This window comes from Cryobacterium sp. GrIS_2_6, from assembly GCF_035984545.1.
Classification (GTDB): domain Bacteria; phylum Actinomycetota; class Actinomycetes; order Actinomycetales; family Microbacteriaceae; genus Cryobacterium.
Window position 1 is genome coordinate 1,523,505 of record NZ_JAXCHP010000001.1, and the last position, 13,929, is coordinate 1,537,433.

General features: G+C 62.9%; 14 protein-coding genes and 1 tRNA gene. 6 read left to right on the forward strand and 9 right to left on the reverse strand.

Features of this window, described 5'->3' with window-relative positions; all coding sequences use genetic code 11:
• Positions 1-29 precede the first annotated feature (29 nt).
• The gene (locus tag RCH22_RS07645; protein ID WP_327013448.1) at positions 30-284 is read right to left on the reverse strand and encodes a hypothetical protein; all 255 of its coding nucleotides are present in this window, start codon (positions 282-284) and stop codon (positions 30-32) included.
• 154 nt (positions 285-438) lie between these two features.
• Between RCH22_RS07645 and RCH22_RS07650 the strand changes: the two genes are divergently transcribed.
• Positions 439-705 carry an ATP-binding protein gene (locus RCH22_RS07650; RefSeq protein WP_327013449.1) on the forward strand — a complete coding sequence of 89 codons (267 nt, stop codon included), beginning with the start codon at positions 439-441 and terminating at the stop codon, positions 703-705.
• A 370-nt stretch (positions 706-1,075) separates the two neighbouring features.
• Here the strand turns inward: RCH22_RS07650 and RCH22_RS07655 are convergent, their stop codons facing one another.
• Positions 1,076-2,110, reverse strand: coding sequence for an HAD domain-containing protein (locus tag RCH22_RS07655; RefSeq protein WP_327013450.1), 1,035 nt, complete (start codon positions 2,108-2,110; stop codon positions 1,076-1,078).
• Positions 2,111-2,425: 315 nt separating this feature from the next.
• Between RCH22_RS07655 and RCH22_RS07660 the strand changes: the two genes are divergently transcribed.
• Together RCH22_RS07660 and RCH22_RS07665 are read left to right on the forward strand one after the other, a co-directional pair.
• Positions 2,426-4,174, forward strand: a complete 1,749-nt coding sequence (locus RCH22_RS07660) for a competence protein CoiA family protein (RefSeq protein WP_327013451.1) — start codon at positions 2,426-2,428, stop codon at positions 4,172-4,174.
• A gap of 172 nt (positions 4,175-4,346) precedes the next feature.
• Positions 4,347-4,619 (forward strand): hypothetical protein, encoded by a 273-nt coding sequence (locus tag RCH22_RS07665; protein WP_327013452.1) that lies wholly within the window; start codon positions 4,347-4,349, stop codon positions 4,617-4,619.
• Positions 4,620-5,035: 416 nt separating this feature from the next.
• On the opposite strand, the gene RCH22_RS07670 is transcribed toward RCH22_RS07665, so the two are convergent.
• Together RCH22_RS07670 and RCH22_RS07675 are read right to left on the reverse strand one after the other, a co-directional pair.
• Complete coding sequence (locus RCH22_RS07670; RefSeq protein WP_327013453.1) at positions 5,036-5,761, reverse strand: hypothetical protein; 726 nt, start codon at positions 5,759-5,761, stop codon at positions 5,036-5,038.
• Between the two features lie 1,481 nt (positions 5,762-7,242).
• Positions 7,243-8,049: a metallophosphoesterase gene (locus RCH22_RS07675; RefSeq protein ID WP_327013454.1), complete on the reverse strand. Its 807-nt coding sequence runs from the start codon at positions 8,047-8,049 to the stop codon at positions 7,243-7,245.
• A 237-nt stretch (positions 8,050-8,286) separates the two neighbouring features.
• Here RCH22_RS07675 and RCH22_RS07680 point away from each other — a divergent pair, with 237 nt between their 5' ends.
• From RCH22_RS07680 to RCH22_RS21170, 3 genes are all read left to right on the forward strand, one after another.
• Positions 8,287-8,835 (forward strand): HAD domain-containing protein, encoded by a 549-nt coding sequence (locus tag RCH22_RS07680; protein ID WP_327013455.1) that lies wholly within the window; start codon positions 8,287-8,289, stop codon positions 8,833-8,835.
• A gap of 71 nt (positions 8,836-8,906) precedes the next feature.
• Positions 8,907-9,596 (forward strand): hypothetical protein, encoded by a 690-nt coding sequence (locus tag RCH22_RS07685; RefSeq protein ID WP_327013456.1) that lies wholly within the window; start codon positions 8,907-8,909, stop codon positions 9,594-9,596.
• A complete protein-coding gene (locus RCH22_RS21170; protein WP_369125304.1) occupies positions 9,586-9,837 on the forward strand; it encodes a helix-turn-helix domain-containing protein in 252 nt (83 codons plus the stop codon). The genes RCH22_RS07685 and RCH22_RS21170 overlap by 11 nt, the downstream gene beginning before the upstream one ends.
• 33 nt (positions 9,838-9,870) lie before the next feature.
• On the opposite strand, the gene RCH22_RS07690 is transcribed toward RCH22_RS21170, so the two are convergent.
• The 5 genes from RCH22_RS07690 to RCH22_RS07710 form a co-directional block, all read right to left on the reverse strand.
• On the reverse strand, positions 9,871-10,221 hold the full coding sequence (locus RCH22_RS07690; protein WP_327013457.1) for a hypothetical protein: 351 nt from the start codon (positions 10,219-10,221) through the stop codon (positions 9,871-9,873).
• Between the two features lie 49 nt (positions 10,222-10,270).
• Positions 10,271-11,242: a hypothetical protein gene (locus RCH22_RS07695; RefSeq protein WP_327013458.1), complete on the reverse strand. Its 972-nt coding sequence runs from the start codon at positions 11,240-11,242 to the stop codon at positions 10,271-10,273.
• Entirely contained in the window at positions 11,239-12,048 is an 810-nt protein-coding gene (locus tag RCH22_RS07700; protein ID WP_327013459.1) for a metallophosphoesterase, read from the reverse strand. The genes RCH22_RS07695 and RCH22_RS07700 overlap by 4 nt, the downstream gene beginning before the upstream one ends.
• A gap of 426 nt (positions 12,049-12,474) precedes the next feature.
• Positions 12,475-12,548, reverse strand: a tRNA-Ile gene (locus RCH22_RS07705).
• Positions 12,549-12,557: 9 nt separating this feature from the next.
• Positions 12,558-13,775 carry a glycosyltransferase gene (locus RCH22_RS07710; protein ID WP_327013460.1) on the reverse strand — a complete coding sequence of 406 codons (1,218 nt, stop codon included), beginning with the start codon at positions 13,773-13,775 and terminating at the stop codon, positions 12,558-12,560.
• Positions 13,776-13,929 lie beyond the last annotated feature (154 nt).

Consider the following 13,929-nt stretch of genomic DNA (forward strand, 5'->3'; position numbering starts at 1 on the left):
TTCCCACCGCGCACGGCAATACATGGATTTTATGAATTCGTACCAATTTCATGGATTCCTTGCAATGCAAGCATTTCCAGCAATACAAGCAATACAAGCAATAAAGGCAATTCCTGCAATGCCGGCAGTGCCAGCAATCCCTGCATCCCCAGCATTCCCAGCATTCCCAGCATTTCCAGCAATACACGGACTACGAATGCATGAGAAGGACCGGCACTCAGCGAGGCCCGAAACGCCTTCACTGCCATGTAAGCGCACTCGCACGCCGCCGGATTCTGGTCCATGCCATGTATCCTTACCGTCGTCAAAGTCGCTCTGGCGTGCATGTACGAGTATCGGTCTCAGGACGGCCATGTCGCGTCTTAATCCCATGCAAAACGTAAGTCACCGCGATCCGGAAGATGGCCGCGGCACATCCCGAGGCGAAATCGAGGTCCGATGACTCCGCGAGCAGTGGCAATGGCGCCGCTGTTCCAGGTCATCAACCAGCGCTACCTGAAAACATCGATCGTGATCACCACGAACCGCCCCGTCGGCGCCTGGGGCGAGATCCTCGGCGATACCACCGTCGCCGCCGCGATGCTCGACCGGCTCCTACACCGATCCGTCGTCGTCACCCTCGACGGCGGCTCCTACCGGCTCCGCAACCACGCCGCCCAATCCAACGAGCTCCGCCGCGTGACAACGGGCACAAACTTCCGCTAATCTAACCTCGCGACCTGGGGAGCTCCGATGAGCAGGACTGGGGAATTTCGCTGAGCGCCGTCACGGCATCGTCGACCTGCCACGAACTCTCTACTGGGGTCCGGAGTTGGACGTTGACTTCGGAGACCACTCCGACGTCCAGCGAATGTACCAGGCTGTCGTCAGAATCGGTACCGTGCAGGAACAAGAACGATGGCTCGACCGCCGCACCTTGATCTGTATCTGGCCCGATTTAGTGTTGCCTGTGCGGTGCCGCAAACTTTGGGAATCCCGCTCTCCTGAACTACCCACATAGGTCTTCTTGTCGCCACCGGTTCAGGCAGTTCGGCAGCTGCGATGGCCGGAGCGTGAGCATCGGTGGCGTCGCGTCCTACTCGCCCCTGTCCTCAGCAGACAGGGCTCCGCGGATCGCGGGCACGTCATCGGTGATGACCGCGCCGTCAGGGAAACCATCTTCCGGGTGCCGTCCGGAAACCGCGAAACCTAGCCGAGAGATCGTCGTGCGCAGATAGTCAAGATCTGCGAAACCGTCCGCGATCTCGCCTATCGGTGTGAGCCACTCGCCCGGCTTATACGGGTACCACGCTCTGGGCTCATGGAAGAACTCGTCATCAAGATCGGCCACAGGATGCGGGCGCGCGGGCGCTGATGCGTCGTACGTGAGACGCAGTGTGTACTCATCGAGCACATCGAGCTCCACCTCTCCACCGCTCATTAGAAGATCCAGATCCGCCCGGGTCAGCGACGCGTACTGTGTGCCTTGCCGAACGCCCCAACCGCTGACGAACGGCAAGACGACCTGAGAAGACGTACCGGTATCAGTGCCGGAAGCCAGCCGTTCGGCGTAGGCACGGATCTCGGCGACTTGTGAGGGCAGCACCCCGCGGATTGAGTCGGTCGCGAGAAGCAGACTACCGGGGCCGGCTACCGCGTCGATGCTTCGCCGTTGAGGGCTCATGAATCCATTCGCTTGGTCGGCCAGCAAGTCATCAACCATCACGATCGGACCGTCCTCAGTCCGATTTGACTGCAGCCATCGACCGACAGCTCGCGCCTTAATCCAGACGCCGGCCGCCATCTGGTCCCCGTAGCGGGTGCCAACTATTGCAACCTCAAACGGGCCGCCTTCGAGCCCCAGTGCCGAAAGCAGATAGTGGTTTGCCGATTCGTCCCAAGTGCTCGCCCAAATCAGCTGAATGAGGCCCTCGGCGACAAGGAGGTTGAGCTCGGCGATGACAGCGGGGTCAAAGCGAACGATCCTCGGGTAGCCGCTGGCATCCGATAAGTCGAATTCAAGCCTTCGAGTGATGAGTCTCGGCTCCGCGGAGCCTGATTCCGGATAGGCGAGAAGCGACCCGTCGACATCCATGAAAACTGGGACAGGAAGAAAGCCAGGGTTCGGCACGTGTGGTCCTCCAATTCCTGCTCGGTCGTAAACATGCGCGGCACGACCGCCTGATGGCTGCGCCACAGCTTATAACTGCGCTCCCCTACAGCGTCACGGCACCGTGACCCGCACAACGAATTCTGTGTCAGATCAACCGTTCCCTTGACGGGTTCAAGCTAGCGGCGGCGGCGGCCGCCGCTGACGACCCTCATCAAGTCGGGCCTCCGGTGATGCATCCGGGCACCTACTTATTTGGTGCCATCGAGAGCGTCTTGCCGCACCGTTCGCTCTCGCTGCGAATCCGATGTCGGTTGGCGCCGCTAGTGTACGGTCATGGCCTCTCGGCACACCCACACCGAAATCCTCGACTTCATCAGCGGGGACCAGCGGATGCTCTATGCCTCGGACCGGGAAACCGGGGACCTCTTCTACCTCATCGATGGAGAAGCTGACCTCCGCAGGGAGCACACCCGGCACAACCTGCAGTGTGTCGTGCCGACTTGCCCCACGCCCGAGCTCACCACTGTCGCGCGACGTGATGGCCGCCGGCAAGGTTTCCGCCACCTCACACGAGTCAAGGGTGAAGGGCACGCGGAAGGGCTCTTCCACCGGCAAGCCAAAGCCGCGATCGCCGACTGGTTGCGCAGCACCTACCCACTGTCGACGGTCGCATTAGAAGTTCCTCTGGACGGAAACCGGACCCGGGTCGCCGACGTCATGCTGACCAATCCTGATGGCAGTCGGATCGGCTTCGAAACCCAATACGCGTCGCTCTCCAGCTCCGAATGGGAGACCAGGCATCGCGACTACGCGGACGCGAACGTCACCGACGTGTGGCTCTTCGGGCACGTGGGAGACCATCTCCAGCTGACCGGGGACCAGCGGGTGAAACTGAACGCCGTCCACCGTGCGACCGCACGTGCTGGAGTGCCTCTCCTCTGGTTCAACCCGCTCCAAGGCCAGCTGGCGACCGCGTCAACCCAGGAATACTTCCCCACCGCAGGAATTCACGTTGAGGTCTCCCCGGACGGGCACAGCACGCGAGCTCGCGAGGAATCCGGCCAGCTGTACCTGTTCCCGATCGGGGAGCTGACCACTTCGCGTGCGGGAGCGTCCGCCCCGATCCTGACTTTCCTGGCACGACAACGGAAAGAAGCCCAAGACCAAGAAGCCGCCGCTATCGCACGCAACCTCAACGCCAAACGCGCCGCCGCCCAGCAAGAGGCCCGCAACATCGCGTTCAAGCTGAGGGTGCAGAACAAAGCCACGCACCGACAGGCCGCTTGGCGGATGAGCCCGGAAAAAGCCAGGATGCTCGCCGCGTTCAAAGGCTACCGGCCCGGTTTCATCGGGATCGCGCCACTTGGAGAAGGGTCCTTCCATGGCACCCCGATCTACTTGCCGTTCCCCGACGAGCAATGGCAATCGCTGCTGTACCTGAAATTCATGCACGGCAAGCCCGACAAAACTATTGTCACGATCACCGAGTGCGCCGCACACCTCGCCGGCTTAGACCCAGACGTGCGCCTGGCCAAAGAAGCTGTCAAGTTCTGGTTCCACCGGATGGTCGATTCCGGGCTGATGGTCAAGGTCCAGATACCCGGACCCAACGGGGTTCCGGGGCTCCGGTACGCGTTTCGGGATCCCCAGGTTCTCTCCGTGGAGCTCGCCGCCGCCGAACTTAGGAAGAGCAAAGCGCCGAAGGAGAAGGGCTCCTCCGACCCTGATCCGCGTCACCTTCACAATAGGGAGAGAGAGGAACACGCGGCGAAGCTCGAGGAAGAACGGGCTCAGGGCCGGAAGGATCGCGCACTGGACGCGGCCGCCCGCGCCCAGGAAAAGGCCGAGCGCAAGGAAAGGGAAGCCCAACTCCCTTCAGTGGATGACCTTCGGGCTGCGGGGGCAGTCATCACGCATCTGCCCGCTCACTTTGCCCGACCAGGTGTGCACCTCTGCCACGGATGTAAACACGCTCTCTCAGATAGCAACGCCGTCCGTCTCGGATACCACGTCACATGCGCTTACCTGATCCCCGGGCCGCCTGCTCTCCCGGTTTCGCCTCCCCGACAGACCGAACGCTAAACCTGCCCGAACCTTGGATGGCTGGCGCACCGCGCAAGGACGGTCGCCCACGCGCGCGGTTAGGTGCCCACAGCGGCGGACGACTCGAGCGCATCGTCGGACGCATGAAATACACAGTGACGTCTTCGAGGGATGCACAGCAAACGGACAGCGATCCCAGCAAATTAGGACGGTGACGATGCTCTCCGATGACCCCGTCGTCGTCTATGACATGATGCGGGAGGCCGCGAACCGCCTTTGCGCTTTCTACGCGCGGCAGGTGACGGCGGGCGGGCTCGGCGATCCCGCTATTGGCGAGATCCGTGCCGTGTGGGCAGAGGTGAACGCTGTTGATACTCGCGATTTAGAAGCGCAACGTGCGGCAACCGCAGAATTCCGAAGGCGATACAAGACCCGCGTTGAGCACCGGGATCCGAATGAGTTGAGGGAGGCTCGCTGTGACTGAGCTGGCATGACTCGAAGTCGGTGCGGTGGTCGCAGCAGGCCGTGCAACGCCGACTCGATCAGCTGAACGAACATCTGGGCACCAAGCAGCTCGTCGACTTAAGCACCGTCAGGGATGATCCTGACGGCCGCTGCTGCGTTTGGGCCGCGACAGGCGACGCGAAGCCTGGAGATGGCCTTCGAGCGGGCTGCAAGAGCGCTGTGAGCGGCCTGAAAGCCTGACTGCCCGGTTGCCCGCAGACGCCGCCCAACCCCGCAGACGAGCGCACAGGGCCGCACCTGGGTCAAATAGCTCGGTTCCCCAACCGCCGCCACCAAATAGTCACAGGTCGATCTGGGCTCCCGCCAGCCGATTGCCACCAGATGATCACCGGCTGGTCGTGACGGTTTGGTGGCGCGCAGAGCTGCGGGCGAATCTTAATCGAGCGTGCGCACCGCCGCCGCATAGACGTCCGGAAAAGCGATCGCAATGTCAGCCGCCAAATCCCCGCGCTCATCGGCAATCACAGTCAGGCGGAGCCGAGACTCCTCCGCAGGACTCAGTTCCAGACGCAGGATAGGACGCTGATGGTCCGACGCTTGCCGGGCGCGCACGGTGTGCCGGATCAGTAGCTCAAGAGGCCCTTGAACGCGAACTCCGTCAACGCACCAGACACTGCGTACCGGCGATAGCGGATCTGCGATGGCCGGACCATCAACCCGGTGCAACAACGGCTTCGCACCCACGAGCGGCTGGGAGTAATAGCGCTCCTCACCACTAAGCAGAATTCTCTTGACGTGGTAACCGCCGGTCCAATGCGCCTCAGGGTTTCCATCGGCGTCCAACCACCTGGTCTCCTGAACGCCAGCCGCAGTCGTCCGGCCGGCAGCCCGGAGCTTCGACTGGCCGTCCACCCAGTTCACCCGGCCGTCAGCATCCTGCCCGGCGAAATGCAGCGGATCTTCGGCCGCGTGCCCCGGCGTCGGAAGGTGGTGGCCGAAGAGCCACGCTTCCTGTCGGGTGGCCCGGTCCACGGCGAAACCGTATGCGTTGTGCAGCTCACCAGCCCGCCCAAAAGACCGACCGTCGCAGTGCACGCGGACCTCGTCATAGCCGCCCTCGGCCCTAGCTGTGGACTCCGGTTCCGAATCTGCATTCTTCATGCACGGAACATGCGCGGGAGACCAACTCTTCGCGTTGGACCTCCGGCGTAGGGCAGGCCAAGCGCTTCACTCTCCGGCGCGCCCCAGCAAGTCGAACCTAAGACGGATCCGACAAAGAAGTTCGAGTCTCGCGTCGCAAAATATCGGCAGTTCCCGCCCCGAAGCCCATCGCCGCGCCGCAAAAGCGCGGAGGTGTCCGGTGAGGTCCGCACACCCCCACACCACGACCCGTCTCGAATACATCTCACACGTACACCGCCCACTCCCCGCCCCGAACCCTCGAGAGCATTTGCATCGGCCGGCCGGCAGAAAACAGGCAGGCGCCGCACCCTCCGACCCTCCTCATGCCGCAGAAAACGGGGCGGCGGCTGCGCTCAGGGCGCACCCCTTGCGACCGACCCGAATACGCGAAACACCTCGTGATACTCCGCACCAACAAAAAATGAGAGCAAATTCGCCGGAAAATACGAGTATCGCCCACGACGTGAACGTTTCCCTACCCATGCCTCCCCTATGTCCAATCACAACACCATCGGCAAAAACAAGATGCACGGCCCCCACAAGCCATCACCGCAACATCGGTCCACACGACGGGCACGGTTGCCGGCAGACTGCGCCTGCACATAACGCTCACCGTTTACGCGCCCAAGGCCCCGGCACGCAGACCGTCCCGCACCCCGCACCGGAGCCCAGTCTCATGGCCCGACGCCCAGCAGCGCCGCACGAGAACCTGGTGCTTCGCATCGCACGAACACCGCCATGCCAACCGCAACGCTCACCGTGACGCGTGGCCGCCAACGTCCGACAGGAACGGGTGCCAAGCTGCGCTCCGCCAGCACCTCGGCGACGCTGCCGGGCGAGTGCGTGGCCACCGAAATCTCATTCGGACGCGGAGCGATGGCGGCCAGCTGAAGGAGCGCGCCGCGGGCAGCGGACGCATCCGGGGTCGTGCACGAAACGGTGAACTGAGCAGAGCCTTGCAGCAGTGCGCAATGATCTCGCAGCTCGACGAGAAACGTTCAGAGTCGGTGTTGTGCACGACGACGAAGACCGCGGCGCCCAGCGGTGCCGACGTGTTGGCGGACGCAGTGAAAATGTCGCCGGCCGACCCACGGGAGCAGCGTCCGACGGGACGGATGACGTGCCGGCTTCCGCCACGTTCCGCGTCCTGCGTCTGGCGTCAACCGTCTGCCATAAGCGAGTACGGCGGCGTGGTTTTCGGGACGGATGGCGTGCCGGGTTTCGGCCCCCGGCGAGGACGCCGGAGCGTAGCGGAGGCGGATGGTGCGCGGTGCCCGGTTTTTCGTTTACGCCCCCAGCTCGGCGCCCCGCTTCTCACCGCCCTTAGCCCGGCTCCTGCGCTTCTCTTCGCCCTCAGCTCGGCTACTCCGCTTCACCTCGCTGCTCGCTCGGTCAGCCCGGCCCGCTATCGCGGCCTCGGCCTGCGGCCTCCAAACCCTCGCTGTGCTCAGGGTTGTTGTCTACCGCTTCCAGGCCCGAGGGTCACCGAGCCACTCCCATTGGAGAGTATCCAGGTTGAGCGTCGCCAGATTCCCGGCGGCGCCATCCGCGGCTAGTGAGAAGATCTGCCGGCCGTCCTCACCGGTCCTCTCCGCCTGAAGGTGGAGGTGCCCATGGGCGACGACGTACGGATTCAAGGCGCGATACACGCGGGTGACTCGATCGCGTGAGAGAGCCGAGTAAGCGAGCGCTTCCCGGCCCCACCCCAATAGGTTGGCGCGGAGAACCCGTTCGACTAGGTCTGCGCCGCCATCCACCGCCTCGTGGGTCAATAGAACATACGTCGGTCCGCCAGCGATCACCCGCGCAACATCATCTTCCGTTGGGATCTCGCTCGGCCACCACTCCCGGAAAGGTACGCGATCCTCGCGGTCCAGTGACGCGGCACCGCCCAGCGAAGTGAACTGCTGACCAGCCAATGTGAACCGATAGCCGCGGGGCATCACAAATACGCGCTCCGCGATCTGGATCATCTCTCCGGGGTTCTCCGCGAAAAGCGTATCGAGAGCTGCCCAGTTCTCATGGTTGCCTGGGGTGACCAGGATCCTCTCGACCCCGACACTGCGTGCCCAATAGTCGACCGTCTGCGCGAAATCCTGGCCGGGCCAGAAACCGAAATCTCCGAGATGGAGGACAGTCCGGACGCCGGGCACTGCACGGCGCAGGAACGGGAATACCTGCTGGGCCCAATTGATGTTGCCATGCCAATCGCCGGCCACAACGACCGCTTCTTCGCCGGGCAGGGTCAGATCGGGGATCAACGTCATGGTCCATACATGCGCGGGGCGCTCTTGTTTGTCAAGCTCGTGCAGACGATGCGGACGAGTGAGCTCCGCAAGGGCGCGCTTGGCAGAGCCATGATGACCCTCATGATTGCGAGCATGGCGCTTGGTCGGCCTTCCGACTCTCGTTCCGCACATGAGACCACCTAAACCACCTACACTGGCACCGCAGTCTACCCCGGCCGAGGCGCCGACCGCAGTGAGACCCGGAAAGGAATCCAGATGCGCGCGCGCCTCTATCTCGACGTGGACGGCGTTGTGAACGCAACAAACGCCCGGTTGATCTGGGGCGATGAGGAGTCCGCATCCGTCACGCTGCACAGCGTGGTCGGCCCCGACAAGGTCTTCACGGTCGTTTGGGCCCCGGCTCTAATCGCAGCTCTTGACGATCTGCGTGCCGATTTCGATCTGGACCTCGTGTGGCTCTCGACCTGGAATGAAGGTCACAGCGTTCTAACCGGTTTGGTCCCAGCCTTCGGCGGACTCGAGCGCGGCCGAATCCTGCCGTACCACCCGGAGGAAAAGGTACACGGTGAGGCGTCGGGTTGGTGGAAGGCCCGGAGCATCCTCGACGACCAGGCTGCCGCGCCAGCACCGTTCATCTGGATCGATGACGTCGAGATTGAGCTGCACGGTTACCGGATGCTCAACGCCCCAACAGGGATGTCTGTGCTCATGATCCCGACGAATACGATGGCGGGCCTGACTCCGGATGACGTCACCAAAATGCGTTCCTGGCTCGAGCAGCTGAGTGGGAAGGCAGATCGATGAGGATGCGTGAGCTCGTCTGGCGAACGTTGGTCGACACCGCCCTTGTCGACGGCCGGAGGCGCTGGGCCAGTGTGGACGAGCTCGCCCAGGCTTCCGGCGTGGAGATCCCGTCGACGAGCCGTGCGCTTAGACGTCTCTACGCGATCGGGGCACTACGCCGCAATGACGATGGCGGTTTCAGCGCGATCAGCCCATGGAAAATCCTCACGGTCCTTGCCGCTGCGCGCGATCTGCAAGCGGACGTGGTCGCTGCGACGACCCTTGCCACGATTGAAGAGCTGGCCGCAAGTGTTCATTTCACGCTTGGTGGCGCCGATGCCGCCCAACACTATCTCGGTGACGTTGCGGTGGCCGATCGTGGGCAGCGGGTTGTCTACACGGCGGCCGCAATCGATGCCTCAAACTTCGAGCCAGGTGCCGAGGTGCTCGTTGTGGAATGGGGCCCCAACGCTATGCGCTCTGGCACAGAATCGCCACCCTTCACATCAATGGCTCAGACCTACGCGGACCTCTTTTCGCTCCCCGGGTGGCAGGCTGCAGAATTCCTCGAAGCCATGAAGCACTTTCTGTTCAGCGCCCCGATGGGGAAGACGCCTTCGAAAGAGCCACCGACGTGGCGCCAGCTGATCCCCGTTAGACTGGTTGCATTTCCACGCTTTAGACCGAATCGGGAGCGTAATGACGTACATTCCAAGCACCTTCGAGACGCTCGGCGAATGGGAACAGCGCATCGGGGAAGCCGTCCGAGCCATGAGAATTGAGTCCGAATTCAGCCAGGAGGTGCTGGCCGACCGCGCTAACATCTCACGCTCGGCCGTGCAAGGACTTGAGCTCGGAACAGGGACTCGATTGCACACGCTCCTTGCGGTACTCCGAGCTCTCGATCGTGTTGATGCGCTCGATGGCTTGCTACCTATGGAGGGACCTTCACCGCTCGAGGTCCTGGCGGCGTGGAAGAAAGCCCAGAAAACCAGGCAGCGGTTTCGCGCGAAGGCAGTTTGACCGCCCCGCGCCAGGGCACGTGGTCGGGCTCATCTATGGGAGCTCGGGGAATCGCCGCGTCCATGCCTCGCGAACTTTCCGCGGCAGGAACAGGTCAGGCCAGATGCGGATGAGAATCTGGCTGTTCAGATACCTGAAATCGCTTTCGTGCTTCGCTTCACGCAGCACCGTCGCGTACCCGGAGAGCACAGAACTTGGGTCATCCAGGCGGATCGGCCGGCGCGTCGTCCACTCGAGGTGCAGTGGAAGCTGGACCAACCCAGCAGTCGGTCCGGTGAGGTCGTCGAGGTCGTCCGCCACCCAGACCGGGTGCGTTTCCCAGTAGTCAGGATGCACGCCATCCGGCAGCGGATTGCGTGAGTTGTATTTCGCTTCTATCTTCATGCTGGCTCCTTTTCGGTCAGCGGTGGCTCAGACGGGTTCAATCGGCTCGTCACCAGGCGCGTAGATCTCGATCTCTGAGCAGTATGTTTTTCGCGAGGAAGGCCCGCGGCGTCTGGCTGCGTATGAAGGAGCGGAACTCGGCAGACGCTTCCACATCGCCGTCCCACAGCCACTCCTCCCGGAGTGCTGGCGGCCGCGTCATCCATTCCAGCGGCGTGCTTCCGCGCTCAGTCAGGGCGTACGCAAAGCCCGTTGCGAGGAGAGTGTCATACCGCTCGTTGCCCGTGGTCTCGGGCTCGGCCAAGACGTCATCCGCGATGGCTTCGTCCGCGGGCGTGATCAGAATGCTGCTGACCGCTTCTGTCAGGAGCCGATCGGCGGCCTCATAGTCTGCCGCGGCGATTGCTCGCCGAATCGCAACTGCGGCCTCACCGGCGGCCATCGGATATCCGGACCACCGTTGAGGGTTGACTCGGCGAATCGCAACAACCCGCGAAGTCGTTAGCGAAAGGCCGACGTTCGAGAAGGCAACGACTGCATTCTTCCCGAGCCGGATATCAAAGTGTCTGAGGGGGTTGAGCTCGCTGAGATCGAGTCCATTGCGCCGCGGCCGCCGGCTGCGATTGAACGTCACCCAGCGGACCGAGGCGGCCCTCGTGTCGACGCAGAACTCCAGAGCTTCCCCGCTCTCAACGTCGACCCGAAACGTTCCTGGAGCTGTACCCGAGTGCAGACTGTTTAGATTCTCGCTCCAGTCATTTCTGATCAGCTCGATGCTCGTGACGATCCCGGTACGCTGCTCAGGACTCTCTAGCCCGACCGTCACTGATCCAGGCTCGCCAATGGTGAATCGAACCCGGTACACACGCTCGGGGTTGACGGTCGGATCCGTCAGATCGTCGATCCACTGGACGTTGGCGCCTGGGCCATCGTCGGTCATGACCTCGAGCACGCGTCCACCGGACTTCACCCGGTATAAGCCCGGAGGGCTGGTCTCGGTTAGGACGAAATTCGGCTTCACCGTCGGTCTCCATTCAGATCGAAAGTCTCAAGCTCCAATGTCGCTAGGTCGAGCACAGCACAGCTGACACCCGCCCCAGAGCTGGCATCGGCGAGGAGGACGACGCGGGATTCAAACCGGTCTGCGCCATCGCCAAACGACACGACCTCGTCAATGTAAGTGTGGAAATGACCGCCGACGTACAGCTCAGGCCTGACCTGCCTGAAGCCTCGAGTAAACATCTCGCGGCCCGCCGCGGCGTAGGCCCGACCCTCATCGGTCCAGTAGCGGTCCGTGGTCGCGAGGAGCTGGTCTAACGCGGGCAGCGGGGTGGGCGCGTCGTGGCCGATCAGAATATCGACTCGTTCCGTGCCGAGCGCAACGAGGTCGTCGGGAGTTATCGATTCGAGCGGATCAGCCTTGGGGTGGTCTATGGAGTTGGCGCCGCCGAGGGCGCCGAGCGTTCGGCCGCCGGCGACCCTCATCCGAAACCCCCGTGGGAGATGTGCCATATTGCTTGCGACCCACCGGTATCCGGTGGCGTCCACGGGAGAGCTGTAAATGTCTGAGAGGCGGTCGTGGTTGCCGTCGACAAAGATCAACGAGAGCTGGTTCTCGGCGAGTATTTCGCTGGCCCAGGCTTGATTTGAGATCATCGGACGGCTGTCCACGAAACCAAAATCGCCGGTGGCCACGAGGACGCTGAGACCCCGGGCTCGCATCGCCTCGGCCACCTCACGCAGCTGGTGCGCGTCACCGTGCAGGTCCCCGACGAGCCCGATGCGCTTGACAGTGCTCAGCGTTTGGAGGGCGTACGGACCACTCACTGGCTGTCACCTCCCTTTCGCCTGAAGCCTATTGCGCCGGGGCAGAAGTGTCATGCGCGCCGTCTCAGCATCATCCAGTGTGTGCGGGAAGGATGGCAGCACCGCGTCGATCTGAGGGAGCACTTCCAGGGAAAGGCGGGCGGCTCCCCGCTCCGGATTCGAGTGCCCCTCGTTTCGCATTGCATCAGTGCCCGGACGAGGCAATGAGTTGGATTATGCACCTACCAACCGCGTCAGCCCGACCGGGCGTGCACCTTCACCTGCACCTGCACCGAAAAACACTTCCAACTCGGCATCAGTACCCCTGGAAAGGGACCCCACTGAGTCAAGCCTGCCAGGCCTTAGGTGTCCATTTAGGTGTCCAGTCGGCTGACTGAAAACTCTCCCATATTCAATTTTACAGCGCTTCACCAGGACTTTAATCTGTAGGGCGGGTGGGACTTGAACCCACGACCGACGGATTATGAGTCCGCTGCTCTAACCAGCTGAGCTACCGCCCCCAACCGCACTCACTCCGTGGAGCGGGCGGCGGCATCTGAGGTGATCGTGTTGACCACCGGTTCCCCACGATACAGGCTCTCGAAAGTGTCGAGGGTGCGATTGATGTCGTGGGCACCGATCAGCCTCAGCGACTCGTACTTGAGGGCGTCGAGCGCTTCGGGGCCCGCAGTGAGTACACGGGTCAGCTTGTCCGCAAGGTCCTGGGCGCTTCCTGGCTCGAAGAGGTAGCCGTTCTGTCCGTCGTGGACGAGGTGCGGCAGCGCCATGGCGTTCGCGGCGACGATCGGCAGGCCCGAGGCCATCGCCTCCATGGTCGCGATGCTCTGCAGCTCGGCGATCGACGGCATCGCGAACAGGGTGGCGCGGGTGTATGCCGCGCGCAGTTCCTCATCGGTCACGTAGCCGCGGAAGACGACACGGCTGCTGATGCCCAAGCTCTGGGCGAGGTGTTCGAGGTTGCGCTTCTGGTCGCCGCCGCCCACGATCTCGACTTGGGTATCCAGTTCAGGCGCGAGCAGCGTCACGGCGTGCAGGAGCACATCGATCTGCTTCTCGCTCGTCACGCGGCCGACGAAGAGGATCCGGTTCTCCGTGCGCGGCTCAAAGGACGGCGAATAGTTGTGGGCGTCGATGCCGCACGAGATCGCGAGCACACCCTCGAGCCCGGTGTACTTCTCCAGGAACTCGGCGGCGCGCACGGTCGGGGTCGTGACGGCTTCCGCCCGGCCGAAGGTGCGGCGAGCCGCCTTCCAGGCCATTTTGATCAGGCGCTCATGCATGCTCTTCGGGATCAGCGTGAATTCGAGCATGTTCTCGGGCATGAAGTGGTTCGTCCCGATGATGCGGATGCCGCGCTTCGCGGCCTCGATCGTGACGCCGCGCCCGATGTTGATATGGGACTGGAAGTGCACGACATCCGGCTTGAAGGTGTCTAGGATTCGGCGGCTCTCCGCATGGATCAGCCACGGCAGCGCGTAGCGGAGCCAGTCGTGCGGGTACCAGCGCCAGCTCTTGATCCGGTGCACGAGGAACGTCTGGCCCTCGTGCTCTTCGGTGCAGGTGCCGTGCTTGGCCGAGGCCGCCGGCGCGAAGACCTGCACCTCGTGGCCGCGGGAGGTCAGGCCGGCGGCGAGACGCTCGGCGAACTTCGCCGCACCGTTGACGTCAGGGGCGAACGTGTCGCAGGCGATGAGGACCTTGATCGGCTTTTTCGAACCCGGAGCCACAGGGGTAGAACCTAGTGGCGAAGCGGTCGAGTCTGACAAAGTGAGGGTGTCCCAACGTGTGTGGGCCGGAGGTCGTCATCCGGCGGTATTTCAGGTCTTGGACGGCGCGAACGCGGCCGACTTCTCCTAGCACCCTATTCTAAATCCGCGTGTT